The 22,281-nt window shown below is 71.9% G+C and carries 17 protein-coding genes; 11 read left to right on the top strand and 6 right to left on the bottom strand.

The genetic code is table 11. From position 1 onward, the window contains the following. Positions 1–9 precede the first annotated feature (9 nt). Complete coding sequence (locus JAP66_RS10655) at positions 10–825, top strand: UbiA family prenyltransferase (protein WP_199431474.1); 816 nt, start codon at positions 10–12, stop codon at positions 823–825. 237 nt (positions 826–1,062) lie between these two features. Further along, positions 1,063–2,955 (top strand): N-acetylmuramoyl-L-alanine amidase, encoded by a 1,893-nt coding sequence (locus tag JAP66_RS10660; RefSeq protein WP_307849513.1) that lies wholly within the window; start codon positions 1,063–1,065, stop codon positions 2,953–2,955. A 43-nt stretch (positions 2,956–2,998) separates the two neighbouring features. On the opposite strand, the gene hisS is transcribed toward JAP66_RS10660, so the two are convergent. The 3 genes from hisS to JAP66_RS10675 all read right to left on the bottom strand — a co-directional run bounded on the left by hisS (position 2,999) and on the right by JAP66_RS10675 (position 6,566). After that, positions 2,999–4,282 carry a histidine--tRNA ligase gene (gene hisS, locus JAP66_RS10665; RefSeq protein WP_199431475.1) on the bottom strand — a complete coding sequence of 428 codons (1,284 nt, stop codon included), beginning with the start codon at positions 4,280–4,282 and terminating at the stop codon, positions 2,999–3,001. Further along, positions 4,279–4,431 (bottom strand): hypothetical protein, encoded by a 153-nt coding sequence (locus JAP66_RS10670; RefSeq protein ID WP_199431476.1) that lies wholly within the window; start codon positions 4,429–4,431, stop codon positions 4,279–4,281. The genes hisS and JAP66_RS10670 overlap by 4 nt, the downstream gene beginning before the upstream one ends. Before the next feature lie 74 nt (positions 4,432–4,505). Next, positions 4,506–6,566, bottom strand: a complete 2,061-nt coding sequence (locus JAP66_RS10675; RefSeq protein ID WP_199431477.1) for a S9 family peptidase — start codon at positions 6,564–6,566, stop codon at positions 4,506–4,508. Positions 6,567–6,705: 139 nt separating this feature from the next. Between JAP66_RS10675 and JAP66_RS10680 the strand changes: the two genes are divergently transcribed. Beyond that, positions 6,706–7,251 carry a MarR family transcriptional regulator gene (locus tag JAP66_RS10680; protein ID WP_199431478.1) on the top strand — a complete coding sequence of 182 codons (546 nt, stop codon included), beginning with the start codon at positions 6,706–6,708 and terminating at the stop codon, positions 7,249–7,251. Then, positions 7,244–8,125, top strand: coding sequence for an EamA family transporter (locus tag JAP66_RS10685; RefSeq protein WP_199431479.1), 882 nt, complete (start codon positions 7,244–7,246; stop codon positions 8,123–8,125). The genes JAP66_RS10680 and JAP66_RS10685 overlap by 8 nt, the downstream gene beginning before the upstream one ends. Positions 8,126–8,158: 33 nt before the next feature. On the opposite strand, the gene JAP66_RS10690 is transcribed toward JAP66_RS10685, so the two are convergent. Further along, positions 8,159–8,614, bottom strand: coding sequence for a VOC family protein (locus tag JAP66_RS10690; protein ID WP_199431480.1), 456 nt, complete (start codon positions 8,612–8,614; stop codon positions 8,159–8,161). Positions 8,615–8,744: 130 nt separating this feature from the next. On the opposite strand from JAP66_RS10690, the gene dinB reads away from it, so the two are divergent. Further along, positions 8,745–9,935: a DNA polymerase IV gene (dinB, locus tag JAP66_RS10695; RefSeq protein ID WP_199431481.1), complete on the top strand. Its 1,191-nt coding sequence runs from the start codon at positions 8,745–8,747 to the stop codon at positions 9,933–9,935. A gap of 7 nt (positions 9,936–9,942) precedes the next feature. Here dinB and JAP66_RS10700 read toward each other — a convergent pair whose 3' ends face one another. Further along, positions 9,943–12,966, bottom strand: coding sequence for a glycoside hydrolase family 3 protein (locus JAP66_RS10700; protein WP_199431482.1), 3,024 nt, complete (start codon positions 12,964–12,966; stop codon positions 9,943–9,945). A 240-nt stretch (positions 12,967–13,206) separates the two neighbouring features. Between JAP66_RS10700 and JAP66_RS10705 the strand changes: the two genes are divergently transcribed. The 5 genes from JAP66_RS10705 to JAP66_RS10725 all read left to right on the top strand — a co-directional run bounded on the left by JAP66_RS10705 (position 13,207) and on the right by JAP66_RS10725 (position 19,331). Further along, positions 13,207–14,211 (top strand): LacI family DNA-binding transcriptional regulator, encoded by a 1,005-nt coding sequence (locus JAP66_RS10705; protein WP_199431633.1) that lies wholly within the window; start codon positions 13,207–13,209, stop codon positions 14,209–14,211. A 92-nt stretch (positions 14,212–14,303) separates the two neighbouring features. After that, positions 14,304–15,536 carry a sugar ABC transporter substrate-binding protein gene (locus JAP66_RS10710; protein ID WP_199431483.1) on the top strand — a complete coding sequence of 411 codons (1,233 nt, stop codon included), beginning with the start codon at positions 14,304–14,306 and terminating at the stop codon, positions 15,534–15,536. Next, positions 15,533–16,489, top strand: a complete 957-nt coding sequence (locus JAP66_RS10715) for a carbohydrate ABC transporter permease (protein ID WP_307849514.1) — start codon at positions 15,533–15,535, stop codon at positions 16,487–16,489. Before JAP66_RS10710 ends, JAP66_RS10715 begins: the two co-directional genes overlap by 4 nt. Continuing rightward, on the top strand, positions 16,486–17,313 hold the full coding sequence (locus JAP66_RS10720) for a carbohydrate ABC transporter permease (protein WP_199431484.1): 828 nt from the start codon (positions 16,486–16,488) through the stop codon (positions 17,311–17,313). Before JAP66_RS10715 ends, JAP66_RS10720 begins: the two co-directional genes overlap by 4 nt. A 14-nt stretch (positions 17,314–17,327) precedes the next feature. Further along, positions 17,328–19,331 (top strand): glycoside hydrolase family 31 protein, encoded by a 2,004-nt coding sequence (locus JAP66_RS10725; RefSeq protein ID WP_199431485.1) that lies wholly within the window; start codon positions 17,328–17,330, stop codon positions 19,329–19,331. A gap of 103 nt (positions 19,332–19,434) precedes the next feature. Here the strand turns inward: JAP66_RS10725 and JAP66_RS10730 are convergent, their stop codons facing one another. Beyond that, a complete protein-coding gene (locus JAP66_RS10730) occupies positions 19,435–20,799 on the bottom strand; it encodes an FAD-binding oxidoreductase (RefSeq protein WP_199431486.1) in 1,365 nt (454 codons plus the stop codon). A gap of 47 nt (positions 20,800–20,846) precedes the next feature. On the opposite strand from JAP66_RS10730, the gene pdxR reads away from it, so the two are divergent. Further along, positions 20,847–22,277 carry a MocR-like pyridoxine biosynthesis transcription factor PdxR gene (gene pdxR, locus JAP66_RS10735; protein WP_199431487.1) on the top strand — a complete coding sequence of 477 codons (1,431 nt, stop codon included), beginning with the start codon at positions 20,847–20,849 and terminating at the stop codon, positions 22,275–22,277. The last annotated feature ends 4 nt before the right edge of the window (positions 22,278–22,281 follow it).

Below are 22,281 nucleotides of genomic sequence, written 5' to 3' on the forward strand. Positions count from 1 at the left end.
CTTCGGGCAGTGCCGGCGTTGGCCCGGGCATGCCACCCGGCGCCTTCACTGGCGGTCACGGCGGTCGCCACCGGGCTCGCCGTCAGCGCCGGGCGCACGGCGGTGGGCGTGCTGACCGTCGCCGTGGCCGTACTCGCCGGGCAGTTGTCCGTCGGCTGGCTCAACGACCTGGTGGACGCACCCCGCGATGCCGAGGTGGGGCGGGCGGGCAAGCCGGTGGCAGCAGGCGAGGTCTCGCCCGCGACCGTGCGCACCGCCGTGTTCGCCGCCGCGGCCGTCGCGATCGGCTTCTCGCTGCCGTCCGGCCCGCTCGCCACCGTGGCGCACGTGGCCGCGCTGACCTCGGCATGGGCCTACGACCTCGGAGTGAAGGCCACCGCCTTCTCCGTACTGCCCTACTCCGTCTCCTTCGGACTGTTACCGGCCTTCGTGACGCTGGGACTGCCCGGCCAGCCGCTGCCGCCGGCCTGGCTGGTGGGCGCCGCCGCGTCGCTGGGCGCCGCCGCGCATTTCGTGAACGTGCTGCCCGACCTGGCCGACGATGCCGCGACCGGTGTCCGTGGACTGCCGCATCGACTGGGTGCCGGCGCGAGCCGCCTGCTGAGCGCCGCTCTGGTGCTGGTCGCCTCGGTGCTGCTGGTTCTCGGCCCGCCCGGCGCCCCGTCGGCGGCGGGCCTGATGGCGGTGCCGGCCGCGGCGCTGATCCTCGGCATCGGGCTGTTCCGGAACCGGCGGCCGCACTCCCGCGCGGCGTTTCGTGCCGTGCTGCTGGTCGCCGTCATCGACGTCGTGCTGCTGATCCGAAGCGGTGCCCCGACCGGTTGAATACCGCCGAACGGAGCAACGTCACCACACGAGGATCACCGGTTTTGGCTGCACGCAACAACTTGGTAGCGGTCCGAACGCGATCGAGGTGCACCGGCTCCGTGCGGGCTAGTCTCTCCGCGGCCGCGCGAGCGGCCGTTCTGCTGTGTTCCTCTCTCTCAACGACCTGGGGGTTGTGTGCGCCCGAGATTCGTCACCGCCGCTGTCATCGCGCTACCACTGGGGCTGGTTCCCGTGGTGTCGAACGCGGCTCCACCACCGGACGGACCCGCGGCGGTCGCACCGGACATCGCCACCGTCCCGCTGGCCGCGGCGGCGAGCAAGGCGAAGGCGGACAGGATCCTCGAGATCCGGCGCGACGAGCCGTTCGCGATGGCGGCGCTGACGTGGAACGGCGCGGCACCGGACGTGCTGGAGGTGCAGGCGCAGCGGCTCGACGGCAGCTGGACCGAGTGGGCCCAGCTCGACCCCGTCGGCGGCCTCGACGCAGGCAAGGCAGGCCGCACCAACGGAAGCGAGCCCGTCTGGCTCGATGACTCGACCGTCCTGCGCGTGCGTGCCGAGCGCAACGGCGTGCCGGCCAACGTCCGCACCCTCTCGGCGGTACTGATCGATCCGGGCACGAGCACCGGCGACGCGATCGAGCCCAAGGCCGGGATCACGACGACACGGCCGCCGGTGATCAGCCGCGCCGGCTGGGGTGCCGACGAGTCGGTCCGCACCGACTGCTACCAGCAGCAAGGAATCGGAGCCGAGTACAGCGGCACGGTCAAAGCGGCGACCATCCACCACACCGGCCCCAATACCAACGACTACACGGCGGCCGACGCCGCCCGGGTCGTCCGGGGCATCTACGCCTATCACGCGCAGACACTCGGTTGGTGCGACATCGGCTACAACGTGGTGGTCGACAGGTACGGCCAGATCTTCGAGGGCCGTTACGGCGGCCTCGACCTGCCGGTCTGGGGCGCGCACGCCGGCGGCTTCAACAAGTACACCACCGGCGTATCCATGCTCGGCGACTTCACCGACATCGCGCCCAGTGACGCGCAACTCGAGGCCGTGTCGCAGTTCGTGGCCTGGAAGCTCTCCCGCAGCTACCGCGATCCGGAGGGGACGGTCGAGCTGGTCTCCGGTGGTGGAGTCTCGAAGTATCCCGAGGGCACCACGGTCACCCTGCCCACGATCTTCGCGCATCGCGACGTGCGCGCCACCGAATGCCCCGGCGAGCTCGGTTACCCGAAGCTGCCGTTCATCCGGCAGCGCGTGGCCGAGCTGATGGGCGACTGGACATCGAGCCCGGTCTACCAGCGTTGGCAGGACACCGGTGCCGACTCCGGGCGGCTCGGGGGTGTGTACGGGCTGGAGCGGGAGGTCGCGAACGGCGGTCTCCGGACGACGTTCACCTCGGGCACCAGGTCGATCTCCTGGTCCGCCGACACCGGTGCGCACATCGTCGAGGGCGCCATCCGCAGGACGTGGGCGAAGTACGGTCTCGAGGCGGGCCATCTCGGTTACCCGATCACGGACGAGCGCCCCACCCCCGACGGCATCGGCCGCTACAACCACTTCAGCGGCGAAAACGGCTCCATCTACTACACGTCCTCCACCGGAGCACACGAAATCCGCGGCAGCATCAAACGCAAATGGGCCGAACTCGGCTGGGAACGCAGCCCACTCGGCTACCCACGCACCGACGAACGCCCCACCCCCGACGGCATCGGCCGCTCCAACCACTTCAGCGGCGACAACGGCTCCATCTACTACACGTCCTCCACCGGAGCACACGAAATCCGCGGCAGCATCAAACGCAAATGGGCCGAACTCGGCTGGGAACGCAGCCCACTCGGCTACCCCCGCACCGACGAACGCCCCACCCCCGACGGCATCGGCCGCTCCAACCACTTCAGCGGCGACAACGGCTCCATCTACTACACGTCCTCCACCGGAGCACCCGAAATCCGCGGCAATATCAAAAGCAAGTGGGCACAGCTCGGCTGGGAACGGTCCTACCTGGGCTACCCGACGAGCGATGAGTTCTCGGTTCCGGTCGGGCGCAGGAGCAACTTCCAGGGCGGTTACATCGTCTGGAACTCGACGACCGGCGCGGTGACCGCACACCGGTACTGAGCCGTCGCAGGGTGCCGCTCGAGTCGGGCGGCACCCTGCGAGCTCAGGCCGGCCTGGCGTTCAGTGGCCGCGGGGGCGGCAGCCTGGCCGGGTCCTGATCCACCGCGAGCGGCAGGAACGCGGTGAAGCCCCAACCTTCCAACCGTCCGAGCTGGGCGGGCAGCTTTCCGCTGCGGCGGATCGCCGACACCACGACGTCCTGCTCGCGCAGCCGCCGCGCGGCGGCCAGTGCCTGCTCCACCGGAACGTCCGCGTCGTAGAGGACGGCGATCCGCTCCGGGGCGGGCGCGGCGGCCACCAGGTCGACGATGCGCTCGAAGCCGATGGAGAAACCGCAGGCGGGCACGTCCGTGCCGAGCGAGCGGCCGATCAGCTCGTCGTAGCGGCCACCACCTGCCACGGACCCGGCCGCGTCGGGGTGGCTGACCTCGAAGATCTGCCCGGTGTAGTAACCCATGCCGCGTACCAGCGTGGGATCGAAGGTCCAGCGCAACCGGTCTGCGGGCAGGTCGCCGAGGCAGGCGGCCGTGGTGGCCAGATCGGTGGCTACCGCATCCGGCAGGCCCGGGACCACCTCGGCGAGCATGTCGGCCACCTTGTCCGCGGGCAGGTCGGCCAGCGCCTCGATCTTGTCCCGAGCCGTGCGCACCACCTCGGCGGGCAGTCCCCGGTCGTTCACCAGCTCGGCGGTCACCCCGTCCCAGCCGATCTTGTCGAGCTTGTCCACGGTCACGAAGAAGCCCGGCCGCGCGCCCTCCGGTACTCCGGAGTCCGCGGCCAGCGCGGCCAGGAACCGGCGATCGGACAGGCGCACCGTGGCGCCGGTCAGGCCGACCGCGGCCAGCGCCTCGGTGGTCGCCTCGATCAGTTCGGCCTCGGCAAGCACGCTCGCCTCGCCGACCAGGTCGATGTCGCACTGGTAGAACTGCCGGTACCGGCCCTTCTGCGGCCGTTCGGCCCGCCACACCGGGCCGAACTGGAACGAGCGGAAGGGCTGCGGCAGCTCCGCCCGGTACTGGCTGTAGAAGCGGGTCAGCGGAACGGTGAGGTCGAAACGCAGCCCGAGGTCCACCAGGTCCGCCAGATCGGTGTCGGCCGCGACCTGCTCACCGAGTCCCCGGCGCAGGACCTTGAAGAGGAGTTTCTCGTTCTCCCCGCCCTGGCCGCCGGTCAGCCGCTCGATCCGCTCCAGCGCGGGCGTCTCGATGCGCTGGTAGCCGAACCGCCGGTACACGCCCTCGATGAGGCCGAGCACGTGGTCACGGGTCGCGACAGCTGCCGGAAGCAGGTCACGGGTACCACGCGCGGGACTGTTGTCGATCTTCACTCGGCCTGTCCGGAGTCCGGTTCCGCCTCGTCGGCGGGCAGCTTCGCCCGCAGTTCCGCCCTGCTCTGTTCGTGCAGCTTCGCGATGGCCTCGTGCGCCTCACGCGCCACCCGGTCCAGGTCGGGATACGTCTGGCCCTGCTCGTCCATGGTTACCTCCACCCCCTGTCGCACCCTCCACGGTAAACGGTCCGTGCGCGGGCGGGACCGGCGACCGGGCATCGTCAGCCGAGCAGGGCCGGCCGGCGCCAGTCCTCGCCGCGGACGTGCTGGGCGAGGAAGGCGCGAACCGTGGAGTACCAGACCCTGGCGTGGTTCGGCGTCAGGATCCAGTGGTTCTCGTCGGGGAAGTACAGGAACTTGTGCGGGCTCGACCCTTCCGCCGCCTTCGAGCGGGACCTGAGGTCCCACCACAACCGCAGGGCCTCGCCGATCGGCACCCGGTAGTCCTTGTCGCCGTGGATGACCAGCATCGGCGTGGTGATGGCGCCGGCGAAGCCGTGCGGCGAGTGGGCGTCGGCCGCCTCCGGGCTCAGCTCCCGGCGCAGGTCGTAGGCCAGGTCGGTGGTCGGGGTCATCTGGTCCAGTGCCCAGATGGAGGCATGTGTGACGATCGCCGCGAACCGGTCGGTCTGCCCGGCGATCCAGTTGGCCATGTAGCCGCCGAAGGAGCCGCCCATCGCGGCGATGCGGTCCCCGTCGATGTCGGTGCGTTCCCGCGCGGCTTCGGTGACCGACATCAGGTCGGTGTAGGGCGCGCCGCCCCACGCGTTCCAGCCGCGCCGGACGAAGTCGATGCCGTAGCCGGTGGACAGGGCGGGATCGGGCTGCAGAACGGCGTAGCCCTGCGACACCAGCAGCCACGGGTTCCAGCGCCACGACCAGACGTTCGCCGACATCACGGGGCCGCCGTGGATCCACAGCAGCAGGGGCGCGGGCGCGTCGGCACCGGCGCCGTGCGGCAGCGCGAGCCAGGCGCGCAGCGGGGTGCCGTCCTCGGCGGTGGCGCTGACCTCGGTCAGCCGCCCCGGTAGCCGGGCCTCCGCGCCGAGCGCCTCCGCAGGGCCGGGCAGGGGCTCGGCCCCGGCCGTCCCGTCCAGGGCGACCCGGACAGGGGCGGGCGGGCTGTCGACGGCCGAGCGCAGCGCGTACACCCAGCGGCCGTCCGGCGAGATCCGGATGTCGGTGTAGGCGCCGTCGTCGCGGGTCAGCCTGGTGGGCTGCCCGGTGGTGATGTCGACGCGCCAGAGCGGCGCCCGGCCGTGGTCGTCCGCGACCACGACCAGGGCCGTGCCGTCCGGCGTCCACTCGGCGGAGCGCGGCCAGCGGTCCCAGGCCGTGGCCAGCGGCCGCAGCTCGCCACCGGTGACCGGTACGAAGCCCAGCCAGCGGTCGCCTGGCCGCTCCGGGGTGGACTTCTCGCGCACGGCGAGTGCGACGTGTGTTCCGTCGGGTGAGACGCGCGGTGAGTCGTACTCGTGGTCCGGGTCGTCGGCGAGAGTGCGGCGCTCGCCGGTCGCCACGTCGATCGCCACCACGGTGTACCGCCGCGACCCGGCCGGTTCGGGGACCGTCCACGCGGCGACCACGGTGCGCCCGTCCGGCGTGATGTCCCAGGTGCACTCCTCGTCGAGCGCGCCGCCGACGTGGCCGGTGATGTCCCGCGGCTCCGGCCGGGCGTCCTCGGCGAACCCGCTGACCTCGGTGACCAGCAGCCGGGTCCGGTCCGGACCGAGGTCACGGTCCCAGTAGCGGATCGGGTAGTCGTCGTGCAGGATCGCGGAGACCCCGGCGTCCTTGCGGGCGGCGCGGATCTCGCCGTCACTCGCCGGGCCGGTGGCCGAGGGCATCATCGCCGAGCCGAACACGGCCGTCCCGGCGGCGCTGACGGCGACACCGCGCACGCCACCCGGCGGAGCCGCCAGCACCCGGGCGTCGCCGCCGCCTGCGGGCTGCACCCAGAGCGCGGAAGTCCTCTCGGCCGTGCCCCCGGGCTCCGGTCGCGCCGAGACGAACAGCAGGTCGCCGGAGGGGGTGAAGGCGGCCGCCGACTCGCCCTCCGCGCTGCGGGTCAGCCGCCGCGCCTGCCGGCCCGCCTGGGGATCGACCTCCCACAGGGCCGTGGTGAAGCGGTTCTTCTCGCGGTCGGGCAGCGCGACGCCCACGACGAGCCGGCCACCGTCCGGCGACAGCCACAGCCCGCCGAGCCGGGGCAGGTCGGCGTAGGCATCGAGGTCGGTGAAGGGACCGTCAGGTCGTTCGTGCTGGTCGGCGTCGCTGATCATCGCCCCTTCCTACCACCGCGCGCCCACCCCTCGTGAGTGTTGCCACGAGTTAGAACTCGCATGCGCACTCACGAGGGTCGGGCGGGCGGGTGCGGCCGTTCGGGTTGAGGCAAACGTCGCCATCGGTTATGCATGAGTCATGCATGACCCACGGCTCGCCAATCTGCTCGGAGCGACGGCGCTCGCGCTCACCGACCTGATGCTCGCGGAGGCCACCTCGGTTGCGGGAACCAGTGGCAGCGGTGCGGCCGCGCTCGTGGTCCTCGACCACGAGCGCGGTCTCGGTGTCACCGAACTCGGCCGACGGGTGGGGCTGAGCCAGTCGGCCGCGGCCCGCATGGTGGACTCGCTCGAACAACGCGGACTCGTCGAGCGCCGGTCGGCGCGCGGGCGGGAGGTCTCCGTACACCCGACGGCTGACGGCCGCCGCGTCACGCGGCAACTGCTCGCCGCTCGCGGCGGGCCACTCGCGGCCGTCGTCGACGGCCTGTCCGCCGCCGACCGGAAGGCGCTCGCCGCACTGCTGGGCAAACTGCTCACCCGGGTCCACGGCGAGATCGGCAGCGCCGAGCACATCTGCCGGCTCTGCGACCGCGCCGCCTGTGTCGACGCCGGCGCGTCCTGCCCGGTCGGCCAGGCCGACCGCGACCGGGTACGCCGCATCGGTGGTGCCGCGGATGGGTGAGACGCTCGCGCTCGCCTCGGCGGTGTTCTTCGGTGCGACCCATTTCCTCAGCGCGCTGCTGGCCCGCCGGGTGGACAGCACGGCGCTGGCCCTCCATGCGCAACTCGGCGGCACCGCGCTGGTGCTGGCCGCCGCGTTCCTGGTCCCCGCCTCGTCGGTCGGTGCGGCCGCACTCGGCTGGGGCGCGTTGTCCGGGATCGGCACCGGTGTCGGCGTCACGTTCCTCTATCGGGGAGTGAGCACCGGCAGGCTCAGCATCGTCGTCCCGCTCAGCGATGTCGGCGCCGTCGTCCTTCCCGTCCTCGTCGGCGTCGTCCTCCTCGGCGAACGTCCCTCGCCGACGGCCTGGCTCGGCATCGCCATCGCACCACCGGCCCTCTGGCTGGTCACCCGCGCCCGGCGCGACCGTACGGAAGGCGGCCGGACGGCGACGGGAAGCGCGAACGGGCTGATCGCCGGTGCCGGGTTCGCACTGCAGTTCATCGCACTGGCCCGCGTCGACCCGGCGGCCGGGCTCTGGCCGCTGGTCGCCAGCAGGCTCGCCGCGGTCCTCACCATCGTGCCGCTCGCCGTGACGGCAGGCGCAGGGCTCCGGATGGGCGGGCGTTTCCTGCTCGCGGCGGCAGGCACCGGCGCCCTCGGCACGCTGGCGATCGTGCTCTACACCTTCGCGACGCAACAGCAACTGCTCGCCATCGCCGTCGTGCTGACCGCGCTCTATCCCGTGATCCCCGTCGTGCTGGGACTCACCGTGCTGCGCGAACGGGTCACCGCGAGCCAGGCGACCGGCCTCGGCCTCGCCGCGGCGGCCGTCGCCACGATCGCGCTGGCCGGGGCCTGCCCGCCCACCCTCGTGAGTGCGCACGCGAGTTAGAACTCGCGTGCGCACTCACGAGGGTGGGCGGGCTCAGGCCTGCGCGTGGGCCTCCCGCAGGCCCTGGATGTCGATCTTCTTCATCCCGAACATCGCCTCCGCCACGCGCCTGGCCTTCACCGAGTCGGAACCGGTCAGCAGCTCGGTGAGCGCGGTGGGAATGACCTGCCAGGACAGCCCGTACCTGTCCTTGAGCCAGCCGCAAGGGCCCTCCTCGCCTCCGTCGGAGAGCTTCGCCCACAGCTCGTCGACCTCCGCCTGCGTCTCGGGGCTCACCTGGATCGAGACGGCCTCGGTGAGCACGTGCCGTGGCCCACCGTTCAGCGCGGCGAACCGCTGGCCGTCGAGCTCGAAGCCGACGACCATCACCGAGCCGTCGGGACCACGGCTGACGTCGGTGATCCGCGAGTTGCCGATGACCGAGGTGTAGTACTTCGCGGCCTCCTCGGCCTGGTCGTCGAACCACAGGAACGTGGTGATCGTGCTCATCACCTTCTCCGTTCTGTTCGGTTGGTCCTTCGCCGCCAGATCGGAGCCGCGGCGCGTTCCTCGACGTCGGCTCACGGCAACCACTGTGACCTGCGTCACCAGTGTCGGTGGTGGATGCGAACATGTGTTCGTGCCGAGTGAGGGACCGATCCTGCATGCCGACCTTGACGCGTTCTACGCGGCGGTCGAGCAGCGGGACGACCCGCGGCTGCGCTCGCGGCCGGTGATCGTCGGAGGCGGCGTCGTACTGGCCGCCAGCTACGAGGCCAAGGCCTGTGGTGTGCGCACGGCGATGGGCGGCGGGCTGGCGCGGCGGCTGTGCCCGCAGGCGATCGTGGTGCCACCCCGGATGTCGGCCTACTCCGCGGCGAGCAAGGCCGTGTTCGAGGTGTTCCGGCAGACGACACCGCTGGTGGAGGGAATCTCGATCGACGAGGCTTTCCTCGACGTCGGCGGCCTCGCGCGGATCGCCGGGTCGCCCTCCCGCATCGCCGCGCGGCTGCGGCAGCAGGTGGCCGAGCAGGTCGGCCTGCCGATCACGGTCGGCGTGGCCAGGACCAAGTTCCTCGCCAAGGTGGCCAGCGGCGTGGCCAAGCCCGACGGCCTCCTCGTGGTGCCGCACGACGGCGAACTCGACTTCCTGCACCCGCTGCCCGTGGAGCGCCTCTGGGGCGTTGGGCGGGTCACGGCGGGCAAGCTGCGGGCACGTGGCATCACCACGGTCGGCCAGGTGGCCGGACTCGGCGAACCGGTGCTCGTCTCGATGCTCGGCCGTGCGTCGGGCCGGCACCTGCACGCGCTGGCGCACAACCACGACCCCCGGCCGATCCGGGTCGGCCGCAGGCGGCGCTCGATGGGGGCACAGCGCGCCCTCGGCCGCAGGCGGAGATCACCCGCCGAGCTGGACGCGATCCTCACCGCGCTGGTCGATCGCCTCACCCGCAGGCTGCGCGCGGCCGGGCGGGTCTGCCGCACGGTGACACTGCGGCTGCGCTTCGCCGACTTCGCGCGCGCGACGCGGTCGCACACCCTGGCCGACCCGACCGCGCACACCGAGACCGTCCTCGACACCGCACGCGGCCTGCTGGCCGCCGCGGCGCCGATGATCGCGAGCGAGGGGCTCACGCTCATCGGCGTCGCACTGTCCAACCTGGACGACGACGGCGCCGTTCAGCTCACCCTGCCGTTCGACGGCCGGGAGGCCGGTGCCCTGGACTCGGCACTCGACGACGTCAAGCACCGGTTCGGCTCGGCGGCCATCACCCGCGCGACCCTCCTCCGCCGCGACGAAGGTCCCTCGGTGCCGCTGCTGCCCGACTGACGAAGGCTCACGACCGGAAACGGAAGGTCGCCAGATCGACCGGGCCGTCGAAGACCAGGTACACGTCCTGCCTGCCGCGTGCCCCGGTGAGCGCCGCCCGGACGGTCGTGTACCGGTACCGGTCACCGGTGCTGGGCACGGTGAGCCTGCCAAGCACCCGGCCCGTGGCGGGGTCACCGAGCCGGACGGTGATGGTGGACTCGCCGGGCGACTCCTTCGCCACGAGCGCGGTGACCCCGCCTGCGCCGCGCCGGAGGTCGGCGTCGCGGAACCGGATCCAGCCGCCGGCCTCGCGTGCGGCCACCGAGGTGCCCCGCTCCTTGCTCCGGTCGGTCAGCGTGACGCGGGCGTAGTCGTCGAAGTTCTCCGCCTCGGTCTCCCGGAACAGGTTCCGCGGCGGGATGACCTCACCGAGAACCCGCAGGCCGCGCCGCGCCCGGATGTCGCCCGCCGAAGAGCCGGCCAGCAGGTCGTGCGCGGCCGACTCCACCACCCACCTGCCGCGCGTGACGTCCCAGTGCGTGAGGTCGGCCGCCCGCAGCGGCAGCTGGACGGTCTTCGTCTCGCCCGGTTCGAGTTGCACGCGCCGGAAGCCGCGCAGCCGCAGCCTCGGCTGCGGGTCCCGCGACGTGCGCTGATGGGTGTAGAGCTGCACGACCTCCGCGCCCGCGCGCCGCCCGGTGTTGGTGATGTCGACGCTCACCACGGTTTCCCCGTGCGCGTGCACGACCGGCCTGCTCAGCCGCAGGTCGCCGTAGCGGAACGTGGTGTAGGAGAGCCCGTGCCCGAACGGGTAGAGCGGGGCGCCGTCGAAGTACTGGTAGGTGCGGGCGAACTTGATGATGTCGTAGTCGAGGATGCCGGGCAGGTCGTCGGCCGAGCGGTACCAGGTCTGCGTGAGCCGCCCGCTGGGGTTGGCGGCACCGAGGAGCACGTCGGCGACCGCGTTGCCGGTCTCCGCGCCCGCGTGCGTGGTCCACAGGATCGCGGGCACGTTGTCCTGCGCCCAGTTGATCGTGGTCGGGTAGCTGTTCTCCAGCACGAGGACGGTCCTCGGATTCGCCCCGTGCACGGCTTCGAGCAGGGCCTGCTGCCCCGCCGCCAGGCTCATGCCGTGCCGGTCGTCGTCCTCGCGGCCGTTGATGAACGGCATGCTGCCCACCACGACCACCGCGGCGTCGGCGTCCCGTGCTGCCCGCACCCCCTCCTCGATCCCGCTGCGCAGCACCTCCCTGGTGAACGTCGTGGCCTGCGCCGGCTCGGCGGCGGTCACCGTCAGGACGCCGTCGGCGCCCACCGCCACGTACCTCTGCTCACCGAACCACGAGTCGTCGGTCTCGTTGCCCGCGTACTCGAGTACGTGCCCGCCGCCGACCGCCACCAGCTTGAACTGTTGCTGGACGAACCAGCCGTGCGGCTGGTCGGCCGTGTCCACCAGCGTGCGGTCCGGGCCGAACGAGACGTACTTGCCGTTCGCCACGGCACGCAGGGTGACGATGCCCTCGCCCCAGTCGAACACGTCGAAGCCCGCTGCCTCGCCCGCCTCCGTGCCGGTGGCGGCGAGCGGGGCGCCACCGGGGCCCGCGGTCACGTAGCGGCCGTCCGCCGTCCGCAGCGCGATCCGGTCGACGCCCTCGCTGAACGTCACCGCTGCCCCGTTCCCGAGCCGTTCGGTGATCCCGCTCAGCGGCGTCACCCGGTACGGCAGCGCACCGGAGTACCAGTCGGTGTAGAGGGTGTCGGCGAGCGGGCCGATCACCGCGACGCGCCTGGTGCTCGCCGTGTCCAGCGGCAGCGTGCCGTCGTTCTTCAGCAGCACGATGGCCCGGGTCGCGGCCTCCCGGTTCAGCGCGCGATGCTCCGGGCTGTCGACGACGTCCTTGCCGATCCCGCCGTAGGGGCCGCCGTCCGGGTCGAACTCACCGAGCCGGAAGCGGACGCTGAGAATGTGCCGGACCGCGTTGTCCACATCGGACTCTTCGAGCAGGTCCCCGGCCAGCGCGGCCCGGACGGCCTCGATGGTCCTGGCGGAGTTCGTGTCGTCGACGGTGAAGCTGTCCAGCCCGGCCTTGAGCGTGGCGGCGTCGGCCTCCGCCAGCGTGGCGTAGTAGTCCTGGCCGCCGACGAGGTTGTTCGGGCCGCCCGCGTCGGTGACGTTGAACAGGGTGCGCTCGGTCCAGCCGCGCAGGACGTCGTTGTGGTCGTGGTGCGCGCTCATCGGCCGGCCGTTGACCAGGTTGTAGGCCGACATGACCCCGGTCGCCGCGTCCGCCGAGATGGCCGGCCGGAACGCCGCCTGGTAGTACTCGTGCTTCACCCGGGGCGGCAGCACCGATGACGTGGTGACGCGGTCGACCTCGTTGTTGTTGGCCAGGTAGTGCTTCAGCACCGGCGCGGCCCTGAGGTGGTCGGGGTCCTCGCCCTGGATGCCGTGGCCGTAGGCGGTGGAGATGACGCCGGTGAGGTACGGGTCCTCGGAGTAGCCCTCCTCGTTACGGCCCCAGCGCGGATCGCGCAGCAGGTTCACCACCGGCGCCCACAGTTGCAGGCCCCACAGCTCCGGGTTCTCCGCGTTGAACCCGCGCGCCTCCACGCCGACGGCGGTGCCGACCCGCTCGACCAGCTCCGGATCCCACGTGCTGGCCAGCCCGACCGACTGCGGGAACACGGTCGACGTCGCGGTCACCACCGCGCCAGCGGCGTTGCGGTCGGTCGACCACGCCACGCCGTGCAGCGCCTCGGTCCCGGTCTTGAACGCGGGCACGCCCAGCCGTGGGATGGCCGGCTGGTACTGGTGCAGCAGCGCGACCTTCTCGTCCAGGGTGAGCCTGCGCAGCAGGTCCTCGACCCTGGCGGGCAACGGCAGGCTCGGATCGCCGAACGGGAAGCCCGACGCGGGCTCGGCGGCGCTCGTGGCCGGCAGCCCGCCGACGAGCATCGGGGCCACGGCGGCGCCCGCGGCGATCGCGAGCACACGGCGGCGGGACAGTTCCGGAACCGGGAAGGACTGGTGGGCCGGGACGGGACGCATGGGCAAAGCCACCTCCGGAGAGAAGTGTCGAAGCGTTTCGACACGATGCGGGGAAGTGCGTCGTGCGGCGGAAAGCGGTGAACGGACTATGGCACCGGCGCGTCATGCAGGTCAACAGCTTGTTACGGCATATCCGGAAAAGCAGGCAACCGGTCTTGTGTCGTACGGCGATGTCACCTAGCCTCGACAACTCCAAGCATGTCGATGCGCTTCGATGATCGCGGCGCCGAGAGGACCGAAATGGTGACCATCGCCGACGTGGCCCGCGACGCGGGCGTGTCCGCGAGCACGGTTTCCTACGTCCTGTCGGGGAAGCGCTCGATCTCGGCCGACACTCGGCGCCGCGTGGAGAGCAGCATCCGCAGGCTCGGCTACCACCCGCACGCCGGCGCCCGCGCGCTGGCGAGCAGCCGCACCAACGTGCTCGCGCTCGTGGTGCCGTTGCGCACGGACATCCACGTGCCGGTGGTGATGCGGTTCGTCACCTCGGTGGTCACCGCGGCCCGCGAGTACGACCACGACGTGCTGCTGCTGACCAACGACGAGGGGCCGGACGGCCTCCGCCGGGTGGCGGCTTCCGCGATCGCCGACGCCATCCTGGTGATGGACGTCGAGGCCGAGGAGCCGCGCATCCCCGTGCTGCAGTCACTGCTGCGGCCGGTGGTGCTGATCGGCGTGCCCGACGATCCGGCCGAACTGTCCTGTGTGGACCTGGACTTCCACGCGGCCGCCGCGCGGTGCGTCGACCACCTCGCCGACCTCGGGCACGAGCAGGTCGCGCTGATCGGCCCGTCACCGACCGTCTACGAGCGCGGAACCAGCTTCGCCGGGCGGTTCCTGCGCGGCTTCACCGGTACCGCACACGAACGCGCCCTGCACGCCTGCGCGCACTCCTGCGCGCCGTCGTACGAGGCCGTCCGCGAGTGCGTCGACAAGGTCTTCGCCGACCAGCCGGAGACCACCGGCCTCGTGGTGCACAACGAGGCGGTGCTCGGCACCGTGCTGTCCGAGCTGCAGCGACGCGGACGCCGGGTACCGGACGACATCTCCGTGGTCGCGGTGTGCCCCGAGGACATGGCGGTGAGCTTCTCGGTGCCGCTGACCACCGTGGCCATCCCTTCCAACGACGTCGGCAGGCTCGCGGTGGAGATGGTGATCCGGCAACTCGACGGGGCGGCCGCCCCCGAGGTGCGGCTGCTCTCGCCGCGACTCAACCAGGGACACAGCACGGCACCACGACGCTGAGCGCGGATGCACCGGCATCCGCGTCGCCAGTACAACCGAATGGAATCGAAGCGCTTCGACAGTCTCGAAGGCAGCCCGAAGGAGCAGACACCATGAGCAGAGTGGCTCGACACCTCGTGATCGGCGGCGTCGCGGCAAGCGCGATGCTGGTGGCCGCGGCCTGCGGCCCGAGCGGCACGGGATCCTCGGGGGAGCCCGCCGGCGAGATCGCCGAACTCGACTACTACGCGGACCAGCAGGGAAGCCAGGCGTGGCAACAGATCCTCGACACCTGCGCCGAGGAGACCGGCATCAGGATCAACCGCCAGACGGTGCCCACCGACCAGCTCCTGCCGAAGGTGCTCAAGGATGCCAGCTCCCGGACGCTGCCCGATCTCCTTTTCACCGACAACCCGACACTCCAGCAGATCGCGAGCACCGGCGCGCTCACCCCGCTGACCGACTACGGGATCTCCACCGACGGCTACTACGAGAGCATCATCAAGGCAGGCAGCTACGAGAACGAGGTCTACGGGCTGGCTCCTGGCGTCAACGGTCTCGCACTCATCTACAACGAGGACCTGCTGGCCGAGGCCGGGGTGGAACCGCCGCAGACCTGGGACGAGCTCACCGCGGCCGCGACCGAGCTCTCCGGAGGCGGCAAGTACGGCCTCGCGTTCTCGGCCGTTCCCTCCGAGGAGGGCACCTGGCAGTTCCTGCCGTTCTTCTGGAGCAACGGTGCCGATCTGTCCAAGGTGGACTCGCCGGAGGCGGTGGCGGCACTGCGGTTCGTGACCGGACTGGTCGACTCGGGCGCGGCGTCGAAGTCGGTGCTCAACTGGAACCAGAACGACGTCGCGGACCAGTTCGTCGCGGGCAACGCGGCGATGATGATCAACGGTTCGTGGAACCTGGCCAGGCTCGACGAGGAGGAGGACCTGAACTACGGCGTGGTGCCCATCCCGAGCCCGCGGCCGGGCACGCCCCCGGTCGTCGCGCTAGGCGGCGAGGTCGGCGCGATCCCGGCGACCGGCCCGGAGCGGCAGGAGGCCGCGGCGAAGGTGCTCTCGTGCATCCTCGCCGAGGAGAACATGCTCGCCTGGGACGAGGCGCACGCCTACGTCCCGTCCAAGGTCGAGGCGGCGGAGCGGTTCGCGCAGGACAACCCCGCCATGCGGCCGTTCGTGACCCAGGTGGAGACGGCGCGCTCGCGCACCGCCGCGCTCGGTGAGCAGTACCCGAAGGTCTCCCAGGCGCTGGCCACCGCACTGCAGGCCGCGCTGGCCGGGCAGCAGTCGCCGGAGGAGGCGCTGCGCACCGCACAGGAGCAGGCAGGCCGGTCGTGACCGTACTGGCACAGCAGCGGACCGAGCCCGCCGCGCCGACGCCACACCGGCGGCGTCGGCGCGGCGGGTACCGGCTCGCGGCACTGGCCTTCCTGCTGCCCGCACTGGCCTACGTGGTGCTGTTCTTCGGTTACCCGCTGGTGAACAACCTCTCGATGAGCCTGCGCGACTACTCGGTCCGCTCCTTCTACACCGGCGAGGCGCCGTTCATCGGCTGGGACAACTACGCGGCGGTGCTGCGCCACCCGCTCTTCGGCGAGGCCGTGTTCAACACCGCGGTGTTCACGGTGGGCTCGATCGCGTTCCAGTTCGGGATCGGGCTGGCACTGGCCCTGTTCTTCAGCAAGCGTTTCCCGGCCGGCGGCCTGCTGCGCTCGCTGCTGCTGTTGCCTTGGCTGCTGCCGCTGGTGGTCAGCGGCGCGGTGTGGCGGTGGATGATGGACCAGGACCACGGCGTGATCAACGCGGCACTGCGGGCGCTCGGCCTCGCCGACGGGCCGACCCCGTGGCTGACCAGCCCCGGCTGGGCGCTGCCCGCCGTGCTCATCGTGAACATCTGGATCGGGATCCCGTTCAACCTGGTGATCCTGCACGGCGGGCTGCGGGCGGTACCGGAGTCGCTCTACGAGGCGGCCGCGCTGGACGGCGCGAGCGCGTGGCAGCGGTTCCGGCACGTCACCTGGCCCCTGCTGCGCCCGGTAACGGCCGTGGTGCTGATGCTCGGCCTCGTCTACACGATCAAGGTGTTCGACGTGATCATGGTGGTGACCGGAGGCGGCCCCGCGAACGCCACGCAGACCCTGACCACCTGGTCGTACCAGCTCTCCTTCGACGGCGACTTCGCGTTCGGTCAGGGCGCCGCGGTGGGCAACCTGCTGGTCCTGGTCGCGACCGTGTTCGGGCTGCTCTACCTGCGCTCGGCACGTTCCTCGCTCGCGGAGGGCGGATCATGACGTGCACGACACGGACCGGGCAGTGGATCCGCACGGCGGCCGGGGTGGTCATCGTGGCGGTGCTGCTCTTCCCGTTCTACTGGATGATCAACGCGTCGTTGCAGCCGAGCGGTTCGCTGCTCAAACCCGAGCCGGACTGGCTGCCGGTGGACGGGACGCTGGCGGGATACGAGAAGGCACTGTCCACACAGGGCGGTCCACTGCTGGACAGCCTCATTGTCGCGGGCGGGACGGTCGCGGTGTCGCTACTCATCGCGATGCCCGCCTCGTACGCGCTGGCGCAGCTACGTTTCCGCGGCGCGCAGACGATCATCTTCGTGCTGCTGATCGTGCAGATGATCCCGGGCATCGTGATGGCGAACTCGCTGTACGCGGTGTTCTCCAGCCTGGCCCTGATCGACGACTACGTCGGGCTCATCCTCGCCGACTCGACCGCGACCATCCCGTTCGCGATCCTCGTGGTGCGGGCGTTCATGCTCTCGATACCCCGGGAGCTCTCCGAGGCCGCCCGCGTCGACGGGGCGAGCTACTGGCGGACGTTCATCTCGATCATCGTCCCGGTCAGCCGCAACGCGATGGTCACCGCAGGGCTCTTCTCGTTCCTGTTCGCGTGGGCGGACTTCCTGTTCGCGGTGACGCTGACGACCGGCCGGAGCATCGAGCCGATCACCGTGGGCATCTACCGGTTCATCGGCAACCAGAGCGCGGACTGGAACGCGGTGCTGGCCACGGCCGTGCTGGCGTCCGTGCCCGCGGCGATCCTGCTCGTCATCGCACAACGCTACGTCGTCGCCGGGGTCACCGGTGGCGCCATCAAGGAGTAGAGGAGTCAACTCGCATGATCGAAAGCCGCGACGGCGGGCAGGCGCTCGAGGTGCGCGTGCGCCACGAGGTCATCCGGATCGAGCCGTGGGGCGAGGACAGCCTGCGGGTCCGGGTGGGCCGGCACGACGTGCTCGACGAGGTCCCCGGCGCGCTGCTCGCGGCAAAGCCGTCCGAAGTGGACATCGAGGTGGCCACCGAGCACGGCCGGATCACCAACGGGGCGCTCACCGGCGTCGTGGAGCTGATGCCGACGGACACGGGCGTGACGTCGCTGCTGCGGTTCCTCCGCACCGAAACCGGGGAGGAGCTGCTTGCCGAGGAGCAGGCGCACTTCTGGTGGCCGGGAGCCCGCCTGTTCCAGTCGCACGGTGGCGGGTACGCGCGGCTGGAGCAGCGCTTCCGCGCCTATCCCGGGGAGCGGCTCTTCGGCCTCGGCCAGCACCCGCACGGGCGGCTCGACCAGAAGGGAATGGTGATCGACCTGTTGCAGCGCAACGGGGAGGTGTCCATCCCGTTCCTCGTGTCCAGCCGCGGCTACGGCCTGCTCTGGAACATGGCGGGCACCGGGAGGGTGGAGCTGGCCGAGAACGGCACCAGGTGGGTGGCCGACAGCGCCCGCCAGCTCGACTACTGGGTGACCGCGGGGCGGACACCGGCCGACGTGCTGTCGCGGTACGCGGACGCCACCGGCCACCCGCCCGTCCTGCCGGAGTGGGCGAGCGGGTTCTGGCAGTCGAAGCTACGTTACCGCAGCCAGGAGGAGCTGCTCGGCGTCGCCAGGGAGCACCGCCGCCGTGGCCTGCCGATGTCGGTGATCGTGGCGGACTTCTTCCACTGGACCCACCTCGGCGACTGGCGGTTCGACCCGGCCGAGTGGCCGGACCCGGCGGCGATGATCCGTGAGCTGGACGAGCTCGGGATCAGGCTGATGGTGTCCGTGTGGCCTTCGGTGAGCCCGCTGAGCGAGAACTACCCGGCGATGCGCGACGCCGGGCTCCTGGCGGCCACCGAGCAGGGGCTGCCGCTGCACGCCCCGTGGTACGACAAGGGAATGCCGGCCGAGACGCCGGTGGCCTTCTACGACGCGACCAGTGCCCGGGCGCGGGAGTTCGTGTGGGACAAGGTGAAGCGCCATTACTACGACCTCGGCGTGCGGGCGTTCTGGCTGGACGGCTGCGAGCCCGAGCTGCAACCGGGGCATCCGCACAACCTCAGCCTTGCCGCCGGACCAGGGTCCGAGGTCGCCAACCTCTACCCGATGGCGAATGCGCGGGCCTTCCACGAGGGGGCGCTCGCCGAGGGCGACGACGAGGTGGTGCTGCTGTGCCGGTCGGCGTGGGCGGGCAGCCAGCGCTACGGCGCGGCCCTGTGGTCGGGTGACATTCCCGCGACCTGGGAGTCGCTGCGCGCCCAGGTGCGCGCCGGGCTGAACGTCGCGCTCTCCGGCATCCCGTGGTGGACGACCGACATCGGCGGCTTCCACGGCGGCGACCCGGACTCGCCGGAGTATCGGGAGCTGATGGTCCGCTGGTTCTCCTACGGCGCGTTCTGCCCGCTGTTCCGGCTGCACGGGGTGCGGGACCCGCGGGCGCCGTTCGGCCCGGACATGACGGGCGGGCCCAACGAGGTGTGGTCCTACGGTGACGAGGCGCTCGAGCTGATCGAGCGGACGCTGGCCCTGCGTGAGCGGCTGCGGCCGTACCTGATGGCGCAGATGCGAATCGCGCACGACACCGGCATGCCGCCGATGCGGCCCCTGTTCGTCGACTTCCCCGGCGACGGCGCGGCGTGGGACGTCGACGACGAGTTCCTGCTCGGCCCCGACCTGCTCGTCGCGCCGGTCCTGGACCCCGGCGCCCGCTCCCGCGCCGTCTACCTGCCTGCCGGTACCGGCTGGACCGACGCGTGGACGGGCGTCGAGCACGCGGGCGGCACGACGATCGAGGCGGAAGCTCCGCTGGAGCGGATCCCGGTGTTCCTGCGCGCCGGTGCCGACGTCCCGGTCGCCGAACGGTAGTCCCGCGAGTCCCCCGCTCCAACCCGCGAGTTCCCCACTCCAGCCGCGCGGGCGCACCAGGACAGCATCGCCAACGCGGAACTCGCGGGCCTGAACGGGGGACTCAGGGGTCCGAGCGGGGGACTCGCGGGGCCGGGGCGATGTTGTGGTTGAGGTGGAAGACGTTCTCGGGGTCGTGGGCGTTCTTCAGCGCCGTCAGCCGGGCGAGCACACCGGGCGGGTAGGCGCGGCGGACTCCCTCGGCTCCCTCGTCGCCGAGCGAGTTGACGTACACGCCGCGGGCATACGGGTCGAGCGCCGCCGCGGCGCGCCGCGCGGCGGCGGCGCGGCTCTCGTCCTCGGCCGGATCGGACCACCGCGCGCTCACACCGAACTCGAACAGCGCGCCCCGGTGGCCGAACGCCGTATCCTCTTCCCCGACCTCGGCGATCGCCCCGCCGTGCGCCTGCAACCCCACGCTCGGCAGGTGCTCGCCGCGACCGTCCACAGTGCCCCGGAGCAGGAACGCCTCGATCGCCTCGTCGGGGAACCGCGTCAGGTAGTGTCCCTTCGAGTACCGCCGCAGCGCGTGCCGCCCTGGCGTGTCCTCCCGGCACTGGAGCCCCAGATACGACATCTCGGTGACGCGCTCGGCGACCGGGGCGCCCAGCGCGCGCATCTCCGGCAGCAGCCGCCTGCCCCGCTCCGGGTCGCCGACCCAGACGAAGCCGGCCGTCACCACACCGTCGCCGCCGACCTCCGCGGTGAACATGGCCTCCCTGGGTGCCCGCTCGTTCAGGTCCCGCCAGGCGGCCAGCGCCCGCCCGGCCTGATCGATGCGGAAGTCGTACTCGGCGACCAGCGCCCGCGTCCCGACCAGGTGGAGCCGGAACTCGAACTCGGTGACCACACCGAAGTTCCCGCCACCGCCGCGCAGGCCCCAGAACAGGTCCGGATGCTCCGTCCGGCTCACCCGGAGCACCTCACCCGCCGCCGTCACCAGCTCGAAGGACACCACGTTGTCGCAGGCCAGCCCGTACTTCCTGGCGAGCCAGCCCATTCCGCCGCCGAGGGTCAGCCCGCCGACGCCCGTGTGCGAGACGTTGCCCGCGGTGGTCGCCAGGCCGTGCCGCTGTGCCGCCCGGTCCAGCGCACCGAGCAGCGCGCCGCCCTGAGCCCACGCGCGGCTCCGCGCCGGGTCCACCCGCACCGCGCCCATCGGCGTCAGGTCGATCATCAGACCGCCGTCCGGGACGGCCGAGCCCACCACGCCGTGCCCGCCGCACCGCACGCCGATCTCCAGGCCCATTTCCCGGGCGGCCCGCACCGCCGCCACCACGTCACCGGTACTCGCGCAGCGGACGATCATCCGCGGCCGCCGGTCGACCATCGCGTTCCAGACGCTCCGTGCCTCGTCGTAGCCGGTATCGCCGGGCAGCAGCACCTGCCCGTCGAGCCGGTCGGAGGGAAGCCCCGTCAGCACCGTCATGCGAAGAATCGTTGTGGAATTCGGTCCACTCGGTAAGCTCCAATCCGATGGCCGGTTCCAGGACCAATTCGCGGCTCGCGGGCAGCCTTCTCGTCGAGCTGCGCCGTGACGGCGGGGTCCCGCTGCACCGGCAGATCGAGGCGTCCATCCGGGACAGCATCCGGCTCGGGCGGCTGCCGTACGCGACCGCGCTGCCGCCCACCCGCGCGCTCGCCGCCGACCTCGGAGTCTCGCGCGGCGTCGTCGTGGAGGCGTACCAGCAGCTCACGGCCGAGGGGTACCTGACAAGCCGCGCGGGCGGATACACACAGGTGGCGATCAGCCCGCCGCCGCCACCCGTGCCCGAGCCGGCGGAACCCGTGGCCACGCCGAGGATCGACTTCGGCTACGGCCGCGGTGACGTATCCAGCTTTCCTCGCGCCGCCTGGCTGCGCTCGCTGCGGCGGGTGCTCACCGAGGCCCCTGGCGAACGGTTCGGCTACCCCAGCGGTCGCGGCGTGCCGGAACTGCGGGAGGAACTCGCCGGCTACCTCGACCGCGTGCGCGGCACCTCGGCCGCGCCAGGCAACATGGTGCTCACCAGCGGGTACGCACAGGGCATCGCGCTGCTGGTACACGTGCTGGCGCGCGCCGGCGCGAAGCGGTTCGCCGTCGAGGATCCCTCCGCGACCGACGACGCGCGGGCGGCGGCCGAGGCGGCCGGGCTGGAGGTCGTCGGGATTCCGGTCGGCGAGCACGGCGTCCGGGTCGACGCGCTCGACCGCGTCCGGGCGGACGCCGTGGCGCTGACGCCCTCGCACCAGTGGCCCACCGGTGGGGTGCTTTCCGCCGAGTCCAGGGCCGCGGTGCTCGACTGGGCGCACCGGCGCGGGGCACTGGTGATCGAGGACGACTACGACGCGGAGTACCGCTACGACCGCGCGCCGATCGGCGCCATGCAGGGGCTGGCCCCGGACCGGGTCGCCTACGCCGGCTCGGCGAGCAAGACCCTCGCCCCCGGGCTGCGGCTCGGCTGGCTCGTGCTGCCCCGCCACCTCGTCGACGACGTCGCCGAGGCCAAGGTCGCGGCGGATCGCGGCTCCCCGGCGCTCGACCAGCTGGCGTTCGCCGACTTCCTCGCCCGCGGTGAGTTCGACCGCCACCTGCGCCGGATGCGGCCGGTCTACCGGCGCCGCCGGGACGCCCTGCTGGCCGCCCTGCGGGAGAGGCTGCCCGAGCTGGAACCGGCCGGGGTCGCCGCCGGGCTGCATCTCGTCGCCTGGCTGCCACCGGGTCTCGACGAGGCGGCCGTGGTGGCCGCCGCGGCGCGGCATGGCGTCGACGTGCACGGCGTCGCGCCGTACCGTATGTCCGCCCCGGGCCCCGCGGGCCTGATCTTCGGTTACTCGTCGCTCGGCGAACGCGCCATCGCGGCGGGCATCGATGCCCTCACGGCCGCGATCGACGATTCGGCTGCGGCGGGGACACGCCGCCGTTAGGGTA

The sequence above is a fragment of the Qaidamihabitans albus genome, from assembly GCF_016464705.1.
Classification (GTDB): Bacteria; Actinomycetota; Actinomycetes; order Mycobacteriales; family Pseudonocardiaceae; genus Qaidamihabitans; species Qaidamihabitans albus.